Source organism: Streptomyces nitrosporeus (assembly GCF_008704555.1).
GTDB classification, from domain to species: Bacteria; Actinomycetota; Actinomycetes; order Streptomycetales; family Streptomycetaceae; genus Streptomyces; species Streptomyces nitrosporeus.
Map to the genome: position 1 here is coordinate 3876914 of NZ_CP023702.1, position 23391 is coordinate 3900304.

Below are 23391 nucleotides of genomic sequence, written 5' to 3' on the forward strand. Positions count from 1 at the left end.
TGTGGACGACCTGCCTCCATCCCAGGCTGTGGATATCCGTTTGTCCACAGGCTGGAGGCGCCTGTAGCCAAAATGCACCGGCGACCGAACAATCGGTAGGTGAGGCGCGCCACACCGTGCCCGTTCCGCTCCCCGACATTTCTGCGGATCTTCGACACCCCTCGATCCATCCCGATGCCAGGAGGTGCTTGTCATGACGGTCCAAGAGCTGCCCGGCGCACCCGCCCACCGGCCTACGCCGCCCCCGGCCTGGAAGCCGCTCACCGATCCCGCGCCGCTGCTCCCGGACCCCGAGCCGTACCGTGTGCTCGGTACGGACGCCGCCGCGGACGCCGACCCGGAGCTGCTGCTCAGGCTGTATGCCGAGCTGGTGCGCGGCAGGCGGTACAACGCACAGGCCACCGCCCTGACCAAGCAGGGCAGGCTCGCGGTGTACCCGTCCAGCACGGGCCAGGAGGCGTGCGAGGTGGCGGCCGCACTCGTGCTGGAGGAGCGGGACTGGCTCTTCCCCAGTTACCGCGACACGCTCGCCGCCGTGGCACGGGGCCTGGACCCGGTGGAGGCGCTGACACTGCTCCGGGGCGACCGGCACACCGGGTACGACCCGCGTGAGCACCGCATCGCACCGCTCTGCACCCCGCTGGCCACCCAGCTGCCGCACGCGGTGGGCCTGGCTCACGCGGCCCGGCTGAAGGGGGACGACGTGGTGGCGCTCGCCATGGTCGGGGACGGCGGGACGAGCGAGGGAGATTTCCACGAGGCGCTGAATTTCGCGGCCGTCTGGCGGGCCCCGGTCGTCTTCCTGGTCCAGAACAACGGCTTCGCCATCTCCGTCCCGCTGGCCAAGCAGACCGCGGCGCCGTCCCTGGCCCACAAGGCCGTGGGATACGGCATGCCGGGCCGGCTGGTCGACGGCAACGACGCGGCCGCGGTCCACGAGGTGCTCGCCGAAGCGGTGGCCCGCGCCAGACGTGGTGAGGGGCCGACGCTGGTCGAGGCGGTGACGTACCGGATGGACGCGCACACCAACGCGGACGACGCCACGCGGTACCGCGGCGACGCCGAGGTGGAGGTCTGGCGGGAGCACGACCCGATCCTGCTCCTGGAGCGGGAGCTGACCGGGCGCGGGCTGCTGGACGAGGAGGCCGTCGGCACGGTGCGGGAGGCGGCGGAGCGGATGGCGGCCGGTCTGCGGGACCAGATGAACGCGGATCCGGTGCTGGACCCGATGGACCTGTTCTCCCATGTGTTCGAGGAGCAGACCGGGCAGCTGCGTGAACAGGCGGCCATGTTGAGGGACGAGCTGGAGGCCGGGCAGGAACCGCACGGCGGCGGAGCGGAGGACGCACGATGACGACCATGGCGGCGGCGACGGCCGGCGGACGGACGGCCCGGCCCCGGCCGGCGACCATGGCCCAGGCCCTCGGCCGGGCCCTGCGCGACTCCATGGCCGAGGACCCGACGGTGCACGTCCTGGGTGAGGACGTGGGCACGCTGGGTGGCGTCTTCCGGGTCACCGACGGTCTGGCGAAGGAGTTCGGAGACGACCGCTGCACGGACACCCCACTGGCCGAGGCGGGCATCCTGGGCGCAGCGGTGGGCATGGCGATGTACGGCCTGCGGCCCGTGGTGGAGATGCAGTTCGACGCGTTCGCCTACCCGGCGTTCGAGCAGCTGGCCAGCCATGTCGCCAAGATGCGGAACCGGACCGGGGGGGCCATGCCCCTGCCCATCACCGTCCGGGTGCCGTACGGCGGGGGGATCGGCGGGGTGGAGCACCACAGTGACTCCTCGGAGGCGTACTACATGGCGACGCCCGGCCTGCATGTCGTCACACCCGCCACCGTCGAGGACGCCTACGGTCTGCTGCGGGCGTCGATCGCCTCGGACGACCCGGTGGTCTTCCTGGAGCCGAAGAGGTTGTACTGGTCCAAGTCGGATTGGTCACCTGAGGAGCCTGCCCCGGTCGAGCCGATAGGACGGGCCGCCGTCAGGCGCCCCGGGCGCAGCGCCACCCTGATCACGTACGGGCCGTCCCTGCCGGTCTGCCTGGAGGCCGCGGAGGCGGCCACGGCCGAGGGCTGGGACCTGGAGGTCGTCGACCTGAGGTCGCTCGTGCCTTTCGACGACGAGACCGTCACCGCGTCGGTCCGGCGCACGGGGCGCGCGGTGGTCGTTCACGAGTCCTCGGGTTTCGGCGGCCCCGGCGGTGAGATCGCTGCCCGGGTCACCGAGCGGTGCTTCCACCATCTGGAGGCGCCGGTGCTGCGTGTGGCGGGCTTCGACATCCCGTATCCGCCACCGATGCAGGAGAAGCACCATCTGCCGGGCGTGGACAGGGTGCTGGACGCGGTGGCGCGTCTTCAGTGGGAGGCGGGGAGCTGATGGCCCGGGTGCTCGAGTTCAAGCTGCCGGACCTCGGAGAAGGGCTCACCGAGGCCGAGATCGTGCGGTGGCTGGTGGAGGTCGGCGATGTCGTCACCATCGACCAGCCGGTCGTCGAGGTCGAGACGGCTAAGGCGATGGTGGAGGTGCCCTGCCCGTACGGGGGTGTGGTGACGGCACGATTCGGTGAGGAGGGTTCCGAACTCCCTGTCGGCGCGCCTTTGCTGACGGTCGCGGTCGGTTCGCCCTCCACGGCGCCGGACGACGCGGATACGGATCGCCCCCCCGAGGGGCAGGGCCGGGCCGCCCGGTCAGACGGCGGCCCGGCCGCGGAACGCGGCGCCACCGTACGACGGGAGGAAACCCCGGAATCCGGGGAAACCGCCGGGGAAACCGCGGGGGAGACCTCGGGGAACGTGCTGGTGGGATACGGAACGGGTGCGCCCGCCGCACGCCGGCGCCGTGTCAGGCCCTCCGTGTACGCGGCAACCGCTCAGACGTCCGCACCGACCCCCGCCCCGGGCCGGCCGGGGCAGGTACCCGCCCGGGCCGGGGCCACGGACTCCGCCGTGGCCGAGGAGTGGGAAGGACCCGTGGCGGTGATCTCCCCGCTGGTGCGCAAGCTGGCACGCCGGCACGGCCTCGACCTCCGGCAGATCACCGGTTCGGGGCGTGAGGGCCTGATCCTGCGTGCGGATGTCGAGTCCGCGATCAAGGGTCTGGAAGAGGACGCGGAGAGCGTGGCCGCCTCGGCCCCGCCCCTCGGCGGCCCGGCCGTAGGGGGCCGTCCGGGCCCGGTTGCCCAGCCGGTCCAGGCAGCGCCGGAGGGCGAGCGGATCGCGCTGAGGGGAGTCCGGGGCGCGGTCGCCGACAAGCTGTCCCGCAGCCGCCGTGAGATCCCGGACGCCACGTGCTGGGTGGACGCCGACGCCACCGAACTGATGGCGGCGAGAGCCGCGATGAACGCCACGGCCGACGGCGGTTCGGCGCCCAAGGTCTCGGTGCTCGCCCTGCTGGCCCGTATCTGCACAGCTGCGCTGTCCCGGTTCCCCGAGCTCAACTCGGCCGTGGACACCGAGGCCCGGGAAGTCGTGCGGCTGCCCGCCGTCCACCTGGGCTTCGCCGCACAGACGGAGCGCGGTCTGATGGTCCCCGTCGTGCGTGACGCGCATTCCCGCAACACGGAGTCGATCGGTGCGGAGATCGGGCGTCTGACCGAGGCGGCCCGGACCGGCAAGCTGACTCCGGCCCAGCTCACCGGTGGGACCTTCACACTGAACAACTACGGGGTGTTCGGTGTCGACGGCTCGACACCGATCATCAACCATCCGGAGGCGGCCATGCTCGGAGTGGGCCGGATCGTCGCCAAGCCCTGGGTGCACGAAGGAGAGCTGGCGGTACGTCAGGTCGTGCAGTTGTCCCTCACCTTCGATCATCGGGTCTGTGACGGAGCCACGGCAGGGGGCTTCCTCCGGTACGTGGCGGACTGCGTGGAACAGCCGGCACTGCTTCTGCGCACGCTGTGACTGGTGACTGGTGACTGGTGACTGGTGACTGGTGACTGGTGACTGGTGACTGGTGACTGACGGCTGCAGGCTTGTGGCTTGTGGTCGGCGCGGGCCCGGGAGCGGGCCGCCCGCAGCGGTCGCCGCGGGGGCGTCAGCCGGTGGTGGCTCCGGGCGCCGGTGGCCCGGGCCCCGGCCGGGGACGGCGCGGCTGCTGTTCCGTCTCAGGAGCCGGGACGGATGAGGTGTTGCCGACCCCGGCCGGACCAGGGGGTGCCGAGGGCCCGCATACTCGGGGCATGACCGTGTATGACGTCATCGTTCTCGCCGGCGGGGCCGCGAGGCGGCTCGGTGGCGCCGACAAGCCGGGCCTCCGGGTGGGCGGCCGTTCCTTGCTCGACCGGGTGCTCTCCGTCTGCACCGGCGCCCGTACCACCGTGGTGGTGGGCGGCCGCAGGCCGACCCCGCGCCCTGTCGTCTGGGCGCGGGAGACACCGGTGGGCGGGGGCCCACTGGCAGCTCTGGACGCCGGTGTCCGGAAGACCGACCAGGACATCGTCCTGGTGCTCTCCGCTGATCTGCCGTTCCTTGCGGAGAAGACGGTGCACTCGCTGCTGGCGGCTGCCCGGTCGGATCACCGCGAGGGCGCGATGTGTACCGACCCGGACGGCAGGGACCAGCCCCTGGTCGCCGCCTACCGGGCCGAGCCGCTCCGCCGTGAACTGGCCCTGCTCGCCACCGAACACGGCCACCTCGCGGGACTCCCCCTGCGACTGCTCACCGGCGAACTGGACCTGGCACGTGTCGAGGCCGGTCCGCTCGCCTCGTTCGACTGCGACACCTGGGAGGACATCGCCGCCGCCCGTGCGCGTATCAGGGAGCATGGGACCGTGCTGAACGAATGGATCACCGCAGCCAAGAACGAACTCGGTATCGAACTCGACGTCGACACCGATGTTCTGCTCGACCTCGCCCGCGATGCCGCACACGGGGTAGCCCGTCCCGCCGCCCCGCTGACCACCTTCCTGGTGGGGTACGCGGCGGCGATGGCGAGCAGGGGAAAGAGCCCGGAAGCCGCAGCCGAAGCGGTGGCCGAAGCCGCTCGCAAGGCCGCGGCGCTCGCTCTCCGCTGGCAGGAAGAAGCGGACACGGGCAGTGGGGACGGCACGACATGACGACACAGGGTGGCGAAACCCGTGGTTCCCGCAACCCCCGCGACCCCCACGAACCCCGTGACTCCCTCGGCCCCTCGCCGGTCGCCGCCCGACTGACCACCGAGCAGCCGGCCGCTGAGCGTTTGACCACCGAGCAGTTGACCACCGAGCAGTTGACCGCTGAGCAGCGGATCGCGAAGGAGCGGATCGCGGAGGAGCGAGCGGTCGAGCAGGCGCTGGCTCTGGTCGCGCATCCCGGACGGGACGCACGTTTCGTGCCGCACCGGGCCACCCCGGGCGCCCCCTCCCCCATGCCACCGGCTGCCCCGGCGGCATCGTTCCCAGGGGGCACGCCCGTGCACCGGGCCGAGTCCGGAACTGAAGGGGAAACCGGAACCGAAGGGGAAACCGGAACCGGACCCGGCCCGGTCGGAGCCACTGCTGACGGTTCCGGTGACGCCCGGCCCGGAGACCCCCACGGCGGACCCTCACGCCGTGCTCATGCCCACACCCGTTCCACTCCCTGGGACGAGGCGCGCGCTCTGGCGCGGCGGCTGGGCCGTTCCGCACCGCGTGCCGCGCATCGTGTCCCGCTGGACCGCACCACGGGCCACGCCCTGGCGGAAGCCGTTGTGGCACTGACGGACCTGCCGTCCTTCGACACCTCCGCGATGGACGGGTGGGTGGTCACCGGCCCCGGTCCCTGGGCCGTGCGCCACGGCCGGGGACTGCTCGCCGGACATGACGCGGGAGAACCCCTTGCCGACGGACAGACGGTCCGTATCGCCACCGGTGCCCGGATCCCGCCCGAGGCGACCGCCGTCATCCGTACCGAGCACGCCCGGCCCGACGAGGCCAAAGCACTGCTCCACGCCACCCGGGAGGTGGTGCCCGGTCAGGACATCCGCCCGCGCGGGCAGGAATGCCGCTCAGGCGACCGGCTCCTGCCCGCGGGGACCCCGGTGACCCCGGCCGTGATCGGTCTGGCGGCGGCAGCGGGGTACGACGCGCTCGTGGTGGTGCCCCGGCCACGGGTGGACGTACTCGTGCTCGGCGACGAGCTCCTCACGTCGGGGCTTCCGCGTGACGGGCTGATCCGCGACGCGCTCGGCCCCATGCTGGTGCCCTGGCTGAGTGCCCTGGGGGCCGAGGTCACCGCCCCCCGGCGCCTCGGCGATGACGCCGAAGCCCTCCGGCACGCCCTCACGACGTCGGACGCCGACCTCGTCGTCACCACGGGCGGTACGGCCGCCGGGCCGGTCGACCATGTGCACTCGGTGCTCGCCCGAATCGGGGCGGAGCTGCTGGTGGACGGGGTCGCGGTACGCCCCGGCCATCCGATGCTCCTGGCACGGGTGTCCGGCGACGGCCCCTACGTGGTGGGGCTCCCCGGAAATCCGCTCGCCGCGGTGTCCGGGCTGCTGACCCTGGCAGAGCCCCTGCTGAGGGAGCTCTCGGGGCGCCCGGCGCGGGAACCCTTCCGGCCCCCGGTCCACGAAGAGGTGCAGGGCCACCCGCACGACACCCGGCTGATCCCCGTCGTGCACCGGGCGGACAGAGTCGTACCCCTGCATTACAACGGGCCCGCGATGCTGCGCGGGATCGCTGCCGCCGACGGGCTGGCCGTGGTGCCACCGGGCGGGGTACGGTCCGGCACCGAGGTGGAGATCCTCGACCTACCGTGGTCCTCGGCGATGCCGTGGACTGAAGGGCGTTCCACGTGAAACTTCCCGGCCAGGACGCGATGGCCAGGCGCGCTGACGAGACCGTCGTACCCATCCGCGTCCTGTTGCCCCGACGGGTGGTCGACCGACCGCTGCGGCAGGTGGCCAAACGGCTCGCGATGGCCCTGGCGGTTCTGGCCACCACGGTCTTCATCGTCTGGGCGGACCGGGACGGCTACCACGACAACGCCGACGACAAGGTCGACTTCCTCGACGCGGTCTACTACGCGACGGTGACCCTCTCGACGACCGGTTACGGCGACATCGTCCCCTACAGCGACCCGGCCCGGCTGGTCAATGTCGTGCTGGTGACTCCGTTGCGCGTGCTCTTCCTGATCATCCTGGTCGGCACCACCCTCGAGGTCCTGACGGAGCGGACCCGGGAGGACTTCCGGCTGAACCGTTGGAGAACCAACTTGCGTGAACACACCGTGGTCGTCGGCTTCGGCACGAAGGGCCGGTCCGCGATCCAGACGCTCTGCGCCACAGGTCTGAGGAAGGACCAGATCGTCATCGTCGACCCGGCCGGCAAGGTGATCGAGGCGGCCAACGCCGAAGGGTTCGTCGGTGTGCTGGGTGACGCGACACGCAGTGACGTCCTGTTGCGGGCGGAGGTCCAGAAGGCGCGCCAGATCATCATCGCCACCCAGCGCGATGACACCGCGGTCCTGGTCGCACTGACCGCCCGCCAGCTCAACCGCGGGGCGAAGATCGTCGCGGCTGTACGGGAGGAGGAGAACGCCCCGTTGCTGCGCCAGTCCGGTGCCGACGCGGTGATCACCAGCGCCAGTGCGGCAGGCCGTCTGCTGGGCCTCTCGGTCCTGAGCCCCAGCGCGGGCACCGTGATGGAGGACCTGATCCAGCAGGGCAGCGGTCTCGATCTCGTCGAACGGCCGGTGATAAAGGCCGAGGTGGGCAAGAACGTCCGGGAGACGGACGACTTGGTGGTGAGCGTGCTTCGGGGCCACCGGCTGCTCGGTTACGACGATCCGGCGGCGAGTCCGCTCCAGCTGACGGACCGGGTGATCACCATCGTGCGCGCCTCGGCGCTGCCCGGCGGGCCGCCCACGAACAACCCGACCCAGTCCCGCCCGGGTCCGTGAAGACGGACCCGTCCCCGCCTGGGGCCGTGAAGACGGCAGTCGCCGCACCATGACGGCCCCGCCCTGACACGACGGCCCCGCCCTGACACGACGGCCCCGCCCTGACACCGCGCCCGCCATGACACCGAGGACCGCGTACACCGAGAGCCGCGCCCGCCACGACACCGAGGACCGCGTACACCGCGTACACCGTGTGCGCGGGAACAGGACACCGCGCAGCCGTTCGCGCGCCAGGCAGGTCTCACCGCCGGTCACAGCGGTACGGAGTAGCCTCGCGCCCATGTATGCGATCACGATCCCAGAACCCGGTGGTCCCGAAGCTCTCGTCTGGGCAGAGGTGCCCGACCCCGTACCAGGCGAGGGCGAAGTCCTAGTCGAGGTCGTGTCCAGCGCCGTCAACCGGGCCGACGTCCTCCAGCGGCAGGGTTTCTACAACCCGCCGGCCGGCGCCTCCCCGTACCCCGGGCTCGAGTGCGCGGGCCGGGTCGCCGCGCTCGGTCCGGGAGTCACCGGCTGGTCCGTGGGCGACGAGGTGTGTGCCCTGTTGTCGGGCGGCGGATACGCGGAGAAGGTCGCCGTACCGTCCGGCCAGCTCCTGCCCGTACCGGACGGCGTCGACCTGCGGGTCGCCGCGGCGCTCCCCGAGGTGACCGCGACCGTGTGGTCCAACGTCTTCATGGTGGCCCATCTGCGTCCCGGCGAGACGGTGCTGATCCACGGCGGCTCCAGCGGCATCGGCACGATGGCGATCCAGCTCGCGAAGGCCGTCGGAGCACGTGTCGCCGTGACGGCCGGCGGACCCGAGAAGCTGGCCCGCTGCAAGGAGCTGGGCGCCGACATCCTGATCGACTACCGCGAGCAGGACTTCGTGGAGGAGCTGCGTCAGGCGACCGACGGCACCGGGGCGGACGTCATCCTCGACATCGTCGGGGCGAAGTACCTGGACCGGAACGTCCGGGCCCTCGCGGTGAACGGCCGGCTGGCCGTCATCGGTCTCCAGGGCGGGGCCAAGGGCGAGCTGAACCTGAGTTCCCTGCTGGCCAAGCGTGCCGCCGTCACGGCCACCTCGCTGCGGGGCCGCCCGCCGGCTGAGAAGGCCGCGATCATCGCGGCGGTGCGCGAGCACGTCTGGCCGCTGATTGCCGACGGTGTGGTGCGGCCGATCGTCGACCGTACGGTGCCGATGGCGGACGCCGCGGAGGCGCACCGGGTGCTGGAGGGCAGCACCCACGTCGGCAAGGTGCTCCTGCTGTCCCCGCAGGCCTGACGCCTGCCCGCACCCGTACCGCCCACGTGAGAGGGCCGGGCACATCTGCCCGGCCCTCTCACGTGTTCCCGCGCCCGGAACGAGGACGCCCGGACGCCGGTGGTTACAGATACGGACCCGAACGTGCCGGGCCGTGCGGGTCGGGCCCGCCCTGGTCGTCCTCGTGGACGGCGCCCGGGGGAAGGGCCCGCCGCATCTGCTCCAGCTGGGCACGGGCCGCCATCTGCTGGGCGAACAGAGCCGTCTGGATCCCGTGGAACAGCCCCTCCAGCCAGCCGACCAGCTGGGCCTGCGCGATCCGCAGCTCCGCCTCCGACGGCACGGAGTCATCGGTGAAGGGCAGTGAGAGACGCTCCAGCTCCTCCACCAGTTCGGGCGCCAGGCCGTCCTCCAGCTCCTTCACGGAGCCCGCGTGGATCTCCTTGAGCCGGACCCGGCTCGCCTCGTCGAGGGGAGCCGCCCTGACTTCTTCCAGAAGCTGCTTGATCATGCTGCCGATGCGCATGACCTTCGCGGGCTGTTCCACCATCTCCGTCACCGGCACCTCGCGCGGCTCGTCGTCACCGCCCCCGCCACCGCCGCCGATGGCCATTCCGTCCTGTCCCACCACGAGGACCTGGGGGTGCTCCTGCGACCGGTCATTCCTCGGCATCTCCATGCGTCCATTGTCTCCCACACGGGCCGCGCGTCACGGTGGTGCCCCATGAAAACCAAGATCCGCTGCCTGCCCAACGGGAAACACCGCGGGCCGCGGCTCCGGCCGTCGCAGTGGGGACGGCGCGCCCCTCCGTCCGCCGTCAGTACATCCGCCGCATCCGGAACGCCAGGAACGCCAGCCCGAGGCCGACCAGGCAGAGGCCCGCCCCCAGGAGGGCTTCCTTCACCTGCCGTACGGCGGTTTCGTCCAGGGCCTGCCGCTGCCGCGCGGTTCCGCCCGGCTCCCGGAACGATTCGGGGGCCGGTGAGCGCTCCTGCGCCTTGCCGGGGTCGGCCTCCGGGGGTGCTTCGTCGGCGGGGTCCTCGGTGGCCGGGGTCTCCCGGGGGCGTCCGGGGCGTTCCCGCCCTTCGCCCGCGGCCCGCCCGGCCATGGTCGGCTCCGGCTCCGCGGGCGCCGAAACGGAACGGGAGGCGGCGGGGGAAGTTCCGGAACCGGAGGGGGAGGGCCCGGAAGCGGGGGGCGTGCTCGGGGCGGCGGCCGTCCGGGGGCCCGGCGCGTGCTCGGACCCTGTCACCCCGCGCGCCCCGTATACCCCGTGTGCCTGGGCGGGGGCGGCCGGTCCGACCGCCGTGCCGACCGCCATCACCGTCACCAGGAAGGTCACGCACCGTGATGTCCTTGAGACCGGAAGTCCTGAAGGCATGCGATCAGCGTCACATGTGACGATTTGTCCGGCATCTCAGCGGTAGGTGTCTCAGCGGCAGGGACCTCGGCGGCAGAGACCTCAGCGGCATGGCGTCTCAGCGGTCCGGCACCTCGGTCGCCCGACAAGCCGTCCGGCGTCTCAGCGGCGCGGTGTCCGGAGGCCCGGAGGCCCGGAGGCCCGGCCGGAGGCGGCCCCGCCCGTCCGTGTCAGGCCGGGTCGCCGGTGGAGACCTTCAGCTCGAAGTGGGCACCGCGCTCCGCCACGGCCGCGCCCGGTGACGGGAACTGGCCGACCACCTGGTCCTCGGCGTAGGTGTTGCCCGGCTCCTCGATGATCTTGACGGTCCAGCCCGCGGCGTCCGCACATGCCTTCGCCGACAGGACGTCCTTGTAGACGAAGCTCGGAGCCGAGACCTTCGCCGGGTCGTTCGTGTCCTCCGAGGCGTTCGTGCACTTCTCGGGCTTCATGGTCCGGTTGCGCTCCGGCGGCTTGTGCTCGCCGGCCACGGCGGGCCCGCTCGTACCGGGGTCGTCGCCGCCCTTGCCGTCCTCGTCACCGCCCAGCGACAGCGCGGTGACCAGACCGCCCACGGCGAGCAGGGCCACCACGATCGACCCGACGATGACCGGCATGTTCCGCTTGGAACCGCTGTTACCGCCGCCCGTACCGCCCACGGTCTGCGGGGACACCGTGTAGGGAGGCGGGGTCTGGTGCGCGAGGTGGGCGGGCGTGCCGTAGGGCTGGGGGGCCTGCGGGTAGCCGTAACCCGGGGCCGGGGACGGGGTGGGAGGTCCGTACGGGCCCGGCTGGTGGGTCTGGTGCTGGGGCTGCGGCTGGTAGGGCGTCTGCACGCCGTGCGGCGCGGGGGCGCTCTGGCCGACGGGCGGGAAGACGGCCGAACCCACCCCCGATCCGCTGTTCGCCGGCCCGCCGCCGCTGACGATCACCGGGGCGCCCGCGGGGCCTCCCGCGCTCAGCACCCGCGCGATCTCGTCCTGCATCGCCGCCGCGCTGGGGAAGCGCTCGTTCGGATTCTTCTTGAGGGCCCGGGCGACCAGCGCGTCCATCGCGGGCGTCACCGACCGGTTGATGCTGGACGGCGCGACCGGCTCCTCCTGCACATGCGCGTACGCGATGGCGAGCGGCGAGTCCGCGTCGAACGGGATGCGCCCGGTGAGGAGCTGGAACAGCATGATGCCGACCGAGTAGAGGTCGGACCGGGCGTCCACCCCGCGGCCCAGGGCCTGCTCGGGGGAGAGGTACTGCGGTGTGCCGACGACCATGCCGGTCTGCGTCATCGACGTGACGCCCGACTGCATGGCGCGGGCGATGCCGAAGTCCATGACCTTCACCACGCCGCGCCTGGTCATCATGACGTTGCCGGGCTTGATGTCGCGGTGGACCAGGCCCATCTCGTGGCTGGTCTCCAGCGCGGCGAGCACGTCGGCCGTCACCTTGAGCGCCTTGTCGGCCGGCATCGCGCCGTACTGCTGGATGTCCGCCTGGAGGACGGCGCCGAGCGGCTGCCCCTCGACGTACTCCATGACGATGTACGGCATCAGCGCGCCGCCGAGTTCGTCCTCACCGGTGTCGAAGACCGAGACGATGTTGGTGTGCTGCAGCTTGGCGACGGCCTGGGCCTCGCGCCGGAAGCGCTCGCGGAAGGACTGCTCGCGGCCGAGCTCCGTGTGCAGGGTCTTGATGGCGACCTGGCGGTCCAGCGCGGTGTCGTACGCCAGGTAGACGGAGGCCATGCCGCCCTCGCCGAGCAGGTCACGCAGCTGGTAGCGTCCGCCGGCGACGGAGCCGCCCGCGTAGCGACCCTGTGCGCCGTGTACGCCGTCCTGGCTCATGACTTGCCATCCCCCTGGGCGCCCGCGGACGCGGTGATCCTGATCCCTGATTACGGGCCAAGTCTGCCCCAGGGGTACGACACGTCAAGCCGGGTGCCCGTTCCGTGACCCTACGCACAGGAAGCGTCTCGGAAGCGTTACAGGAAAACCACCGGATTTGCGTGGTCGGCGCGCCAGCCGATTGGATGGCCCGTCCCTCTCGGAACCGGTGTGCGGGCCGAAGGCTGTAGCGTGACGTGGCAATGCAGCACACCGTGAGAACCCGCGGACGCGCGGACAGATACGACGGCGAGGACTGATGGCACCCGAACCCGAAGCAAACGGCGGCGGAGTTCCGGATGGCACCGACTCCTGGGGCGTCGGAGGTGTGGTCGGAGACGGCCGTTACCGCATGACCCACCGCCTCGGACGAGGCGGAATGGCCGAGGTGTACGCCGCGGAGGACGTGCGTCTGGGACGTACGGTCGCGGTGAAACTGCTCCGTTCCGATCTCGCCGAGGACCCGGTCTCCAAGGCCCGGTTCACGCGTGAGGCACAGTCGGTCGCGGGCCTCAACCACCATGCGATCGTCGCCGTGTACGACTCCGGTGAAGACGTCGTGGGCGGCGCGACCGTTCCGTACATCGTGATGGAACTGGTCGAGGGGCGCACCATCCGCGACCTGCTGATCAGCGCCGAGGCCCCGCCGCCCGAGCAGGCCCTGATCATCGTGTCGGGGGTGCTGGAGGCCCTCGCCTACTCGCACCAGCACGGCATCGTGCACCGTGACATCAAGCCGGCGAACGTGATCATCACGAACTCCGGTGCCGTCAAGGTGATGGACTTCGGTATCGCCCGCGCCCTGCACGGCGCGCAGTCGACGATGACGCAGACCGGCATGGTCATGGGCACGCCCCAGTACCTCTCCCCGGAGCAGGCGCTCGGCAAGGCCGTCGACCACCGTTCCGACCTCTACGCCACCGGCTGCCTGCTCTACGAACTCCTCGCGATGCGGCCGCCGTTCACCGGTGAGACACCGCTGTCCGTGGTGTACCAGCACGTCCAGGACACCCCGGTCCCGCCGTCCCACGTCTACGAGCCCGTGCCCCCGGAGCTGGACGGTCTCGTCATGCGTTCCCTCGCGAAGGAGCCGGACGACCGGTTCCAGAGCGCGGAGGAGATGCGCGGTCTCGTCCAGTACGCCCTGCAGATGCTCCAGGTCCAGGGCGGGCACACCGGGGCGTGGAACACCGGCCCGGTGATGGCCAACGACGGCGGTCACACCACGGCGATGCCCCTCGGCGGCGCTACGACGGCGATGGCGCACCCGATGCACGGGGACACCTCGCAGGGGCCGATCCTGCCGCCCATGAACCCTGAGGACGGGGCCTACGCGGGCGGCCACCACAACGGTGGCGGGCGCGGGAAGATGTGGCTGTTCGTCCTGCTCGCGCTCATCGCGATCGGCGCGGGGGTCGCCTTCGCCGTGAAGGCGACCAATGACGAGGACCCGGGGAAGAAGACTCCGCCGAGTCCCACCACCTCGGTGTCGCCGTCCCCGGAGAAGTCCTCGAAGGAGCCGTCGGACGAGCCGACGGACGAGGAGTCCGAGGCCCCGGAGAACTCCACGGGCGACCAGAACTGGCAGCCCAGCCAGCCGTCCTGGACCCCGTCCGACACCCCGACCTGGCCGACCCAGGACCCGTCGGTGACCCCGTCGTCGCCTGCCCCGGGCACCAGCGAGGGCAACGGTACGGCGACCGAGGGCGGCACCGGCGACGACGGGGGGTCGGACACCGAGGGCGGTGGCGACGACGACGGCGACGACACCGGGGCGACCACCGAGGGCAGCGCGGACGTCGGGGGCGGCGACAGCAGCGGTACCGCCGCGGGTGCCGCAGCGGGCGCGGCGGCCGGCACCACCACGACGGGCAGCACCACCCCGTAGCCGCTGCGGGCCGCCACGTGCGGGGCGGCACGAGGGGCGTGACACGAGGGGCGTCACGGGGACCGTCACACGGCCGCACACCGCTGTGATCCCGTGGCGGGCCTCGGAGTCCCTACCCCGTGAAGGCCTCGCTGACCGTCTCGTACTCGCGCGTCCACCACACCGCCAGGGCCGACACCGCAGGGAACTGCGGGTCGGCCCTGCGGTCGTGCAGGCGGTAGCGCCAGCGGAGTATCCAGAAATCGTTCAGCCGCTCCCACCACACCCGGTGCACGGCAGCGGCCAGTTCGGCCGCCGAGGCCCCGGCCGAGCGCCGGTAGGCGCGCGCGTAGGCCCGGACCTTCTCCAGGGCCAGTTCGCCGCCCGGCCGGACGAAGAAGATCGCAGCCGCCCGTACCGCCTCCTCCGCCCGGGGCTGCACGCCGAGCCGGTCCCAGTCCACGATCGCCACCGGGTCGGGCCCCCGGTACAGCAGGTTCAGCGGATGGAAGTCCCCGTGCACCCAGCCCCGGGCGGGCTCGCCGGGGGTGGGCGGGCGGCGGTGCGCGTGCTGTTCGAGCAGGGCACGGCGTTCCACCAGGCGGTGCACGGCGAGTTCGTCGAAGGCGTCCCGGGGGCCCGTGCCCGGCGCGGACGCCGACGCCAGCAGGTCGTCGATCAGCTCGAACGTCTCGGCGGGGTCGGGGCTCTGGGCCCGTACCGGCGGTGGCGGCGCCGCCTCCATGACCTGCTCCAGACCGGTGTGTACGGCACCGAGTAACGCCCCCAGCCGCCGGGACTGGGCGGTCGTGAGCTGGGTGCCGTCCCGGTGGAGGCCGTCCACCCAGGGATGCAGGGCGTAGCGCCGGCCGTCGATGACCGTCACCGTGTCACCGTCCGTGTCCGCGAGGGGCGGCGCGACGGGGACCCCCAGGGAGTGCAGCTGCTGGGTCGCCCGGTGCTGCCGGACGATCGTGGCGTGGTCGCCGCTCGCGTCGTCGAGGTGGTGCTTGTCGAGGTGGTGCTTGAGGAAGTACGTACCCCGGGTCGTGGAGACCCGGTAGCCGTGGTTGAGCAGCCCTTTGGTGAGCGGTTCGCAGGCGAGCGGCTCGCCGGTACGGGGGTAGCGGCGCAGCACCTCGCCGACAGGAGGAACAGGTGGAAATGTCACAGATGAGCGCAGCACCCGCCACATGTTAGGTGGCTCTGCGTGGCCGGTTTTACGGACTTGCGTCCAGGGTCGAAGTGTGCATACGCACTACATGCGGTTCCGGGCGCACGTATACCGGATCGAAGGGTTCGCCGTTCACCACCGCCGGAACAGGCTCGGGCCGTTCACCACCGCCGGAACGGGCCCGGGGAGCGCGCGCCGGGCGCGGGCGGCGCGGGCGCGGGCAGGACGGGCGGAGCCGACGGGCCGGACGGGCCGACGGGCCGGACGGGCCGACGGGCCGGACGGGCCGCAGAGCGCCGGAGCCGTCCGGCCCGCCGCCCGTGAGGAGGCCGGAGCCCCCGGCGGCCCGGACCGCGTCAGCGCTTCTCGGCCTGGAGCCGTGCCACGTACGCCGCCGCCTGCGACCGGCGTTCCATCCCCAGCTTGGACAGCAGGCTGGAGACGTAGTTCTTGATGGTCTTCTCGGCGAGGTGCAGCCGCTCGCCGATGGCCCGGTTGGTCAGCCCCTCCCCGATGAGGTCGAGGATCCTGCGCTCCTGGTCCGTCAGACCGGCCAGCCGCTCGTCGCCGCTGCTCTTGCCCTCCCGGAGCCGTTCCAGCACCCGCGCGGTCGCGGCCGGGTCGAGGAGCGACTTGCCGGCCGCGACGTCGCGTACGGCGTTCAGCAGTTCGCTGCCGCGGATCGCCTTGAGGACGTACCCCGAGGCACCCGCCATGATCGCGTCGAAGAGGGCCTCGTCGTCGGCGTACGAGGTGAGCATCAGGCACTTGATGCTCTCGTCCTGCGAACGGACCTCACGGCAGACCTCCACCCCGCTGCCGTCCGGAAGCCGCACGTCGAGAACGGCGACATCCGGCCGCGTCGCGGGGATCCGGGCGAGCGCGTCCGCGGCGGTGCCGGCCTCGCCGACCACCTCGATGTCCTCTTCGACGGACAGCAGCTCATGGACCCCGCGACGGACGACCTCGTGGTCGTCGAGAAGGAATACAGTGATTTTTCCGTCTTCACGCACAAAGGAAGTCTCACACACTCCTTTACCGCCTGCCCTTCCCTGGCGGTGTCGGCCGGGATAACGTGCCGTTGTTCCGGCGGCCCGGAGCCCGTTGTCAGCCCTGTGACCAGCAGGAGTTCGCATTTTTGCGCGATTTACTTGGAAATCCAAGCAAAATCGCAGGTCACAGGGTGTTTCGCAGTTATGCGATGCACTGGGTAACGTGCATATTGCAGGGCGCTCGCCGGGGCACCTGTCACGCCTGTTCCCGGCCGAGCGGCACCCACCCCGTGCACGGGTCCGGACACAGGCGAGCCGCACTGGTTCCCGGCCAACCCGGGGGCCGGACCGACGGAGGAGCACGCACGTGACCGTGGAGAGCACTGCCGCGCGCAAACCGCGACGCAGCAGCAGGCGCACCAGCGCCGCGAAGACAGCCATGAGTTCCGAGCCCCAGCTGGTGCAGCTGCTGACGCCGGAAGGCGAGCGCGTCGAGCACCCGGAGTACGGGATCGACCTGAGCGGCGAGGAACTGCGCGGCCTGTACCGCGACATGGTCCTGACCCGCCGTTTCGACGCCGAGGCCACCGCGCTCCAGCGTCAGGGCGAGCTGGGTCTGTGGGCGTCCCTGCTGGGCCAGGAGGCGGCGCAGATCGGCTCCGGCCGCGCCCTGCGCGACGACGACTACGTCTTCCCGACCTACCGTGAGCACGGTGTGGCCTGGTGCCGCGGGGTCGACCCCACCAACCTGCTCGGGATGTTCCGTGGCGTGAACCACGGCGGCTGGGACCCGAACAGCAACAACTTCCACCTGTACACGATCGTCATCGGCTCGCAGACCCTGCACGCCACCGGCTACGCCATGGGCGTCGCCAAGGACGGCGCGGACTCGGCCGTGATCGCGTACTTCGGTGACGGCGCCTCCAGCCAGGGGGACGTCGCGGAGTCCTTCACCTTCTCCGCCGTCTACAACGCCCCCGTGGTCTTCTTCTGCCAGAACAACCAGTGGGCCATCTCCGAACCGACCGAGAAGCAGACCCGAGTGCCGCTCTACCAGCGCGCACAGGGTTACGGCTTCCCTGGTGTCCGGGTCGACGGCAACGACGTACTGGCGTGCCTGGCGGTCACCAAGGCGGCTCTGGAGCGTGCCCGCCGCGGCGAGGGGCCCACCCTCGTCGAGGCGTTCACCTACCGGATGGGCGCGCACACCACCTCCGACGACCCGACCAAGTACCGGGCGGACGAGGAGACGGCGGCATGGGAGGCGAAGGACCCGATCCTGCGGCTCCGCACGTACCTGGAGAAGCAGGAACTCGCCGACGCGGCGTACTTCACCGCGCTGGACGAGGAGAGCGAGGCCCTCGGCAAGCGGGTGCGCGAGGCCGTACGGTCCATGCCCGACCCGGAACGGCTGGCCATCTTCGACCACGCCTACGCGGACGGCAATCCCCTTGTCGACGAGGAGCGTGCCCAGTTCGCCGCCTACCAGGCATCGTTCGCCGAGGAGGGCAACTAGCCATGGCCGCCCAGAAAATGTCCATCGCCAAGGCGCTCAACGAGTCGCTGCGCACGGCGCTGGAGAACGACCCCAAGGTCCTCGTCATGGGTGAGGACGTCGGCAAGCTCGGCGGGGTCTTCCGCATCACCGACGGCCTCCAGAAGGACTTCGGCGAGGGCCGGGTCATCGACACCCCGCTCGCCGAGTCCGGCATCGTCGGCACGGCGATCGGCCTGGCCCTGCGCGGGTACCGCCCGGTGGTCGAGATCCAGTTCGACGGCTTCGTCTTCCCGGCGTACGACCAGATCGTCACGCAGCTCGCCAAGATGCACGCCCGTGCGCTCGGCAAGATCAAGCTGCCCGTCGTCATCCGTATCCCCTACGGCGGCGGCATCGGGGCGGTCGAGCACCACAGCGAGTCGCCCGAGGCCCTCTTCGCCCACGTGGCCGGGCTGAAGGTCGTCTCCCCGTCCAACGCGAGCGACGCCTACTGGATGATGCAGCAGGCCGTGCAGAGCGACGACCCGATCATCTTCTTCGAGCCGAAGCGGCGCTACTGGGACAAGGGCGAGGTGGACACCGAGGCCATCCCCGGCTCGCTGCACAGCGCCTCCGTCGCCCGCGAGGGCACCGACCTGACGCTCGTCGCCTACGGCCCGATGGTGAAGGTCTGCCTGGAGGCCGCCGCGGCCGCCCAGGAGGAGGGCAAGTCGCTGGAGGTCCTGGACCTGCGGTCGATGTCCCCGATCGACTTCGACGCCGTCCAGGCATCGGTCGAGAAGACCGGCCGGCTGGTGGTCGTCCACGAGGCACCCGTCTTCTACGGCTCCGGGGCCGAGATCGCGGCCCGGATCACCGAGCGCTGCTTCTACCACCTCGAATCACCCGTGCTGCGGGTCGGCGGCTACCACGCCCCGTACCCGCCGGCCCGGCTGGAGGACGAGTACCTGCCCGGCCTGGACCGGGTGCTCGACGCCGTCGACCGCTCGCTGGCGTACTGAGAAGGAGAGGGTCCGTGACGACGATGACCGAGACGTCTGCCCGCTTCCGTGAGTTCAAGATGCCCGACGTGGGCGAGGGACTGACCGAGGCGGAGATCCTCAAGTGGTACGTCCAGCCCGGTGACTCCGTCACCGACGGCCAGGTGGTGTGCGAGGTGGAGACCGCCAAGGCCGCGGTCGAGCTGCCGATCCCGTTCGACGGGGTGGTGCACGAGCTGCGCTTCCCCGAGGGCACGACCGTCGATGTCGGCCAGGTGATCATCACGGTCGACGTGGCGCCCGGCAGCGGTGACGCCCCGGCCCCCGCCCCGCCGGCGCAGGAGCCCGTCGGGGAGCCCGAGCCGGAGGCCCCCAAGGGCCGCCAGCCGGTGCTCGTCGGCTACGGCGTGGCGGAGTCCTCCACCAAGCGCCGCGCCCGCAAGGGCGCCGCGGTGCCCGGCCCGGCCGCCGCCGCGGTCCAGGCGGAGCTCAACGGCCACGCGGCCGCCGTGCCTCCCGCCGCCCCGGCGGCCCCGGCCGCCCCGGTTTCCGCGGCCTCCCCCGCCGATGGCTCCCGGCCGCTGGCCAAGCCGCCGGTGCGCAAGCTGGCCAAGGACCTCGGGATCGACCTCGCCACCGTCACCCCCACCGGGGAGGGCGGCGTCATCACCCGCGAGGACGTCCACGCGGCAGCCGCCCCGGCCGCCGCCGAGGCACCCGCCGCACCCGCGCCGGCCGCCGCCCCGGAGACCGCCGAGGCCCCCGCGGCCGCTCCGGTGGCCACGGGCGCCCGGGAGACCCGTATCCCGGTCAAGGGCGTGCGCAAGGCCATCGCGCAGGCCATGGTCGGCAGCGCCTTCACCGCACCGCACGTCACCGAGTTCGTCACCGTGGACGTGACGCGCACGATGAAGCTGGTGGCGGAGCTCAAGGAGGACAAGGACATGGCGGGGGTGCGGGTCAACCCGCTCCTGATCATCGCCAAGGCCCTGCTGGTCGCCATCAAGCGCAACCCGGAGGTCAACGCCGCCTGGGACGAGGCGTCCCAGGAGATCGTCCAGAAGCACTACGTCAACCTGGGCATCGCCGCGGCCACCCCGCGCGGTCTGATCGTGCCGAACATCAAGGACGCACACGACAAGACCCTGCCCCAGCTGGCCGAGGCCCTGGGCGAGCTGGTCGCCACGGCCCGTGAGGGCCGGACCTCCCCGGCCGCCATGGCCGGCGGCACGGTGACCATCACCAACGTCGGCGTCTTCGGTGTCGACACCGGTACGCCGATCCTCAACCCGGACGAGTCCGCGATCCTCGCGGTCGGGGCCATCAAGCTCCAGCCCTGGGTCCACAAGGGCAAGGTGAAGCCCCGTCAGGTGACCACCCTGGCCCTGTCGTTCGACCACCGGCTGGTCGACGGCGAGCTCGGCTCCAAGGTCCTCGCGGACGTCGCGGCGATCCTGGAACAGCCCAAGCGGCTGATCACCTGGGCGTAACCGCCCCGGAGGCACGTACACCCGGTGGGCCCGCGCGGAGAACGCGCGGGCCCACCGGCACATCCGGCCCCGGCCGGCGCACGGCGAGCTCGGCGAAGACCGTCTTGCCCACGCTGCGTGGCTCGACACCCCAGTCGTCGGCGATCCGCGCCACGACCGCCAGTCCCCGCCCGTAACAGTCCCCGTCCTCCGCCGCCCGCAGGAGCGGCACCCGCTCCCCCCGCGCGTCGCTCACCGCGATCCGGAGCGTGGACGCGGTGAGCGTGAGCTCCACCCGGAAGAGCCGCCCCCGGACCGCCCCGTGCAGCAGGGCGTTGGTGGCCAACTCGCTGACCAGCAACGCCGCGTCCTCGGCCAGCTCCGGGTGCCCCCACTGGAGGACGAGCCGCGCGGTGCGATGACGGCACAGGGAGACGCTGCGGGTGGTGGGGGTGTAGCCGAGCCCGTCCCGGCGGAGGACGGGTTCGGGCGAAGGGGCGGGGCTCTCCTGGGCTGCGGTCATGGACGCGTGCCTCCGTGTGGGGGTGTGGGCGGTGGCGTTACCGGTGTCTGCGGTGGGCCGGTTTCCGGAGGGTTCCGGCGCAGGGCAGGGCGGTGCACTTCCGCCGACTGGTTCCGCTGAGCGAGCGGCTGCGTGCCGAACGTAGCCGCAGAGCACTCTCGTGCTCAAGTGGTACGGGGAATATCTTCCCCGTATGGGTGACCGTGCTCCTCGGTGGCTGAGCTTCCTGGCAAACTGGACGCGATCAGCGGGAGGTTGGCATGCAGAGTCCTGGTTCGGGCCGATCGCGAGGCCGGGAGTCGACGGTGCTCGGCAGACGCCTGGGCGGCGAGCTGCAACGGCTGCGCGTCGCGGCCGGACTGACGCAACAGCAGGCGGCCGAGTACCTGAGCGCCACGGCGACCAAGGTCGTCAAGATGGAGAGCGGCTGGGTGCCGGTCAGAGATCCGGACATCAGGGCTCTGTGCCAGCTGTACGGCGTCACCGACGGCAAGGTTCTGGCAGGCCTGCTCGACATCGCGAAGACCGACCGGGAGCGCAGGAAAGTCCGGGGTTGGTGGGAAGACCGGACACTCCCCAACGGGCAGGTGGGCTACATCGCCATGGAGGATGCAGCCCTCCGTAACCGTCAGTGGCAAGTAGCCTTGATACCCGGTCTGTTCCAGACTGCTGAGTACACGAGGGCCCTGGGCGTGGCGGACATGTTCTGGGACGATCCGGATCAGATTGAGGCGCTTGTGGCCCTACGTGCACGCCGCAGGCAGCGCTTGCACGGTGAGACCCCCTTGCAGATGCACGCGGTCATCTGGGAAGCAGCGCTCCGCCAGGTGATGGGTGGTCCGACGGTTATGAGGGGCCAGTTGGAGCATTTGCGTGAGCTGGCAGAACTGCCGAATGTCCACATCCAGGTGCTACCGTTCCGGGCTGGCGGTCATGCGGGAGCAGGCGGGCCGTTCAACATCCTTTCTTTCGGAGAGGAAGGCGCCGTGGACGTGGTCCACATGGATGCGCCTCGCGCCGGTGCTTGGGTTGAGGACGCGGAACGGAGCGCCGTATTCGTCGATATGTTCAATGCCCTCTCACGGACTGCTGTGTCGCCGTACGACTCGATGCAACTCATCGAAGGCATCGCCAAGGGAATGAGTGAGTGAAGATGTTCCTGTTCGTCAAATCCTCCTACAGCACCCTGGAAGAAGACTGCGTCGAGGTCGCTCGAAACCTTCCTCGCACCGTTGCCCTCCGGGACTCCAAGCGCCCCCGCGGCCCCGTCGTCACCGTCACCCCCGCCGCCTGGACCGCCTTCACGGCGGACCTGCGCCGGCAGCCGTAGCCCGGCCGCGGCCCCGCGACCGCAGGAGCGACCGCAGGGAACGGCCGCGGGAACGACCGCAGGGAACGGCCGAGGGGCCCACCTGCGCGGTGCGCGGGCAGGCCCCTCGGCCGTGTCCGGGTCAGAGCTTGAAGCCGTAGTCCAGCAGCTTCTTCGCGTCGCTCGTGCGGGTGCTCGTGGACGAGGACGTCAGGACCGTACCGATGATGGTCTTGCCCTTGCGCGTCGCGGCGAAGACCAGGCAGTACTTGGCGGTCGGGCCGGAACCGGTCTTCACGCCGATCGCGCCGCTGTAACTGCCCAGCAGCGGGTTGGTGTTGGTCCACGACATGTAGCGGTAACCGCCGCTCTTCGTCGTGACCTTCTGCTTGGTCGACTTCGTCTTCACGATGGCGCGGAACGTGGAGTTCTTCATCGTGTTCGCGGCCAGCTTGGTCAGGTCGCGGGGCGTCGAGTAGTTCTTGCCGCTGCTGATGCCGTCGAACGAGTCGAAGTGCGTGTTCTTCAGGCCCAGGCTCTTGGCGCTGGCGTTCATCTTGCCGATGAAGGACTTCACCCGGGCCGAACGCGTCTTCCCCGAGCCGAACTTGTCGGCCAGCGCGTAGGCCGCGTCGCAGCCGGACGGCAGCATCAGGCCGTACAGCAGCTGGCGCACCGTCACCTTGTCGCCGACGATCAGCCGGGCCGACGAGGCGTTCTTGGAGACGATGTAGTCGCTGTACGCCTTCTGGACCGTCACCTTGGCGTTCAGGTTCAGGTTCTTCTGGGCCAGGACCACCCGGGCGGTCATTATCTTGGTGGTGGACCCGGTGGGCCGGCGGGTGTCCGCGGCCTTGGTGAACAGGGTCTTGCCCGTCCCGCTGTTCATCACGAAACCGCCCTTGGCGGTGATCTTGGGCTTCGGCGGGGACGCCGCCTGTGCCGTGGAGGCGAACGCGCCACTGGCGAGGACCGCTCCTGCGGTAAGGGTCACCGTCGCGGCGATACCGGCGCGGTTGATGCCCTTGAAACCGATTCTCAAATCGAACTCTCCCCATACCCCTGTGCGGCCACATGAGGGTGCCGCTCGGCTGATGAGACGCGTGAGGCGGCCGTAGGGATGTATCCGGCGCGGGTGATTTTGCGCACGCTTGGCCGGACGCTCCGGCGGGCCCGCCAAAGGAC

Annotated in this window: 20 protein-coding genes; 13 read left to right on the top strand and 7 right to left on the bottom strand. The window is 71.2% G+C overall.

Annotated features, from left to right (window positions below):
- Positions 1-193: 193 nt before the first annotated feature.
- The 7 genes from pdhA (CP967_RS17265) to CP967_RS17295 all read left to right on the top strand — a co-directional run bounded on the left by pdhA (CP967_RS17265) (position 194) and on the right by CP967_RS17295 (position 9138).
- Positions 194-1354, top strand: a complete 1161-nt coding sequence (gene pdhA / locus CP967_RS17265) for a pyruvate dehydrogenase (acetyl-transferring) E1 component subunit alpha (protein WP_150488827.1) — start codon at positions 194-196, stop codon at positions 1352-1354.
- The gene (locus CP967_RS17270; protein WP_150488828.1) at positions 1351-2385 is read left to right on the top strand and encodes an alpha-ketoacid dehydrogenase subunit beta; all 1035 of its coding nucleotides are present in this window, start codon (positions 1351-1353) and stop codon (positions 2383-2385) included. Before pdhA (CP967_RS17265) ends, CP967_RS17270 begins: the two co-directional genes overlap by 4 nt.
- Positions 2385-3911 carry a dihydrolipoamide acetyltransferase family protein gene (locus tag CP967_RS17275; protein WP_150488829.1) on the top strand — a complete coding sequence of 509 codons (1527 nt, stop codon included), beginning with the start codon at positions 2385-2387 and terminating at the stop codon, positions 3909-3911. The genes CP967_RS17270 and CP967_RS17275 overlap by 1 nt, the downstream gene beginning before the upstream one ends.
- A gap of 278 nt (positions 3912-4189) precedes the next feature.
- The gene (locus CP967_RS17280; RefSeq protein WP_150488830.1) at positions 4190-5065 is read left to right on the top strand and encodes an NTP transferase domain-containing protein; all 876 of its coding nucleotides are present in this window, start codon (positions 4190-4192) and stop codon (positions 5063-5065) included.
- Complete coding sequence (locus CP967_RS17285; RefSeq protein WP_150488831.1) at positions 5062-6768, top strand: molybdopterin molybdotransferase MoeA; 1707 nt, start codon at positions 5062-5064, stop codon at positions 6766-6768. Before CP967_RS17280 ends, CP967_RS17285 begins: the two co-directional genes overlap by 4 nt.
- Complete coding sequence (locus CP967_RS17290) at positions 6765-7871, top strand: potassium channel family protein (RefSeq protein WP_150488832.1); 1107 nt, start codon at positions 6765-6767, stop codon at positions 7869-7871. The genes CP967_RS17285 and CP967_RS17290 overlap by 4 nt, the downstream gene beginning before the upstream one ends.
- A gap of 280 nt (positions 7872-8151) precedes the next feature.
- Entirely contained in the window at positions 8152-9138 is a 987-nt protein-coding gene (locus CP967_RS17295; RefSeq protein ID WP_150488833.1) for an NAD(P)H-quinone oxidoreductase, read from the top strand.
- A gap of 103 nt (positions 9139-9241) precedes the next feature.
- On the opposite strand, the gene CP967_RS17300 is transcribed toward CP967_RS17295, so the two are convergent.
- From CP967_RS17300 to CP967_RS17310, 3 genes are all read right to left on the bottom strand, one after another.
- The gene (locus CP967_RS17300) at positions 9242-9796 is read right to left on the bottom strand and encodes a bacterial proteasome activator family protein (RefSeq protein WP_150488834.1); all 555 of its coding nucleotides are present in this window, start codon (positions 9794-9796) and stop codon (positions 9242-9244) included.
- 139 nt (positions 9797-9935) lie between these two features.
- The gene (locus CP967_RS34690) at positions 9936-10226 is read right to left on the bottom strand and encodes a hypothetical protein (RefSeq protein WP_150488835.1); all 291 of its coding nucleotides are present in this window, start codon (positions 10224-10226) and stop codon (positions 9936-9938) included.
- 482 nt (positions 10227-10708) lie between these two features.
- On the bottom strand, positions 10709-12355 hold the full coding sequence (locus CP967_RS17310; protein ID WP_150488836.1) for a protein kinase domain-containing protein: 1647 nt from the start codon (positions 12353-12355) through the stop codon (positions 10709-10711).
- 298 nt (positions 12356-12653) lie between these two features.
- On the opposite strand from CP967_RS17310, the gene CP967_RS17315 reads away from it, so the two are divergent.
- Positions 12654-14282, top strand: coding sequence for a protein kinase domain-containing protein (locus CP967_RS17315; RefSeq protein WP_150488837.1), 1629 nt, complete (start codon positions 12654-12656; stop codon positions 14280-14282).
- A 112-nt stretch (positions 14283-14394) separates the two neighbouring features.
- On the opposite strand, the gene CP967_RS17320 is transcribed toward CP967_RS17315, so the two are convergent.
- Both CP967_RS17320 and CP967_RS17325 read right to left on the bottom strand, forming a co-directional pair.
- Entirely contained in the window at positions 14395-15399 is a 1005-nt protein-coding gene (locus tag CP967_RS17320; RefSeq protein WP_190175118.1) for a phosphotransferase, read from the bottom strand.
- 392 nt (positions 15400-15791) lie between these two features.
- Positions 15792-16448 carry a response regulator gene (locus CP967_RS17325; RefSeq protein ID WP_150488839.1) on the bottom strand — a complete coding sequence of 219 codons (657 nt, stop codon included), beginning with the start codon at positions 16446-16448 and terminating at the stop codon, positions 15792-15794.
- A gap of 346 nt (positions 16449-16794) precedes the next feature.
- Between CP967_RS17325 and pdhA (CP967_RS17330) the strand changes: the two genes are divergently transcribed.
- Genes pdhA (CP967_RS17330) through CP967_RS17340 form a run of 3 tightly spaced genes read left to right on the top strand, consistent with a single transcriptional unit; the run spans position 16795 to position 20395 of the window.
- Positions 16795-17943, top strand: a complete 1149-nt coding sequence (gene pdhA / locus CP967_RS17330; protein ID WP_150488840.1) for a pyruvate dehydrogenase (acetyl-transferring) E1 component subunit alpha — start codon at positions 16795-16797, stop codon at positions 17941-17943.
- A gap of 2 nt (positions 17944-17945) precedes the next feature.
- Positions 17946-18926 (top strand): alpha-ketoacid dehydrogenase subunit beta, encoded by a 981-nt coding sequence (locus CP967_RS17335; protein WP_150488841.1) that lies wholly within the window; start codon positions 17946-17948, stop codon positions 18924-18926.
- 14 nt (positions 18927-18940) lie between these two features.
- The gene (locus tag CP967_RS17340; RefSeq protein WP_150488842.1) at positions 18941-20395 is read left to right on the top strand and encodes a dihydrolipoamide acetyltransferase family protein; all 1455 of its coding nucleotides are present in this window, start codon (positions 18941-18943) and stop codon (positions 20393-20395) included.
- Here CP967_RS17340 and CP967_RS17345 read toward each other — a convergent pair.
- Complete coding sequence (locus CP967_RS17345; protein WP_150488843.1) at positions 20382-20897, bottom strand: ATP-binding protein; 516 nt, start codon at positions 20895-20897, stop codon at positions 20382-20384. The two genes, CP967_RS17340 and CP967_RS17345, sit on opposite strands and share 14 nt — an antisense overlap.
- 305 nt (positions 20898-21202) lie before the next feature.
- Here CP967_RS17345 and CP967_RS17350 point away from each other — a divergent pair, with 305 nt between their 5' ends.
- Positions 21203-22048, top strand: coding sequence for a helix-turn-helix domain-containing protein (locus CP967_RS17350; protein ID WP_229888412.1), 846 nt, complete (start codon positions 21203-21205; stop codon positions 22046-22048).
- A gap of 2 nt (positions 22049-22050) precedes the next feature.
- The gene (locus CP967_RS17355) at positions 22051-22227 is read left to right on the top strand and encodes a DUF397 domain-containing protein (protein ID WP_373300386.1); all 177 of its coding nucleotides are present in this window, start codon (positions 22051-22053) and stop codon (positions 22225-22227) included.
- 121 nt (positions 22228-22348) lie between these two features.
- Here the strand turns inward: CP967_RS17355 and CP967_RS17360 are convergent, their stop codons facing one another.
- The gene (locus CP967_RS17360) at positions 22349-23248 is read right to left on the bottom strand and encodes a D-alanyl-D-alanine carboxypeptidase family protein (RefSeq protein WP_150488846.1); all 900 of its coding nucleotides are present in this window, start codon (positions 23246-23248) and stop codon (positions 22349-22351) included.
- Positions 23249-23391 lie beyond the last annotated feature (143 nt).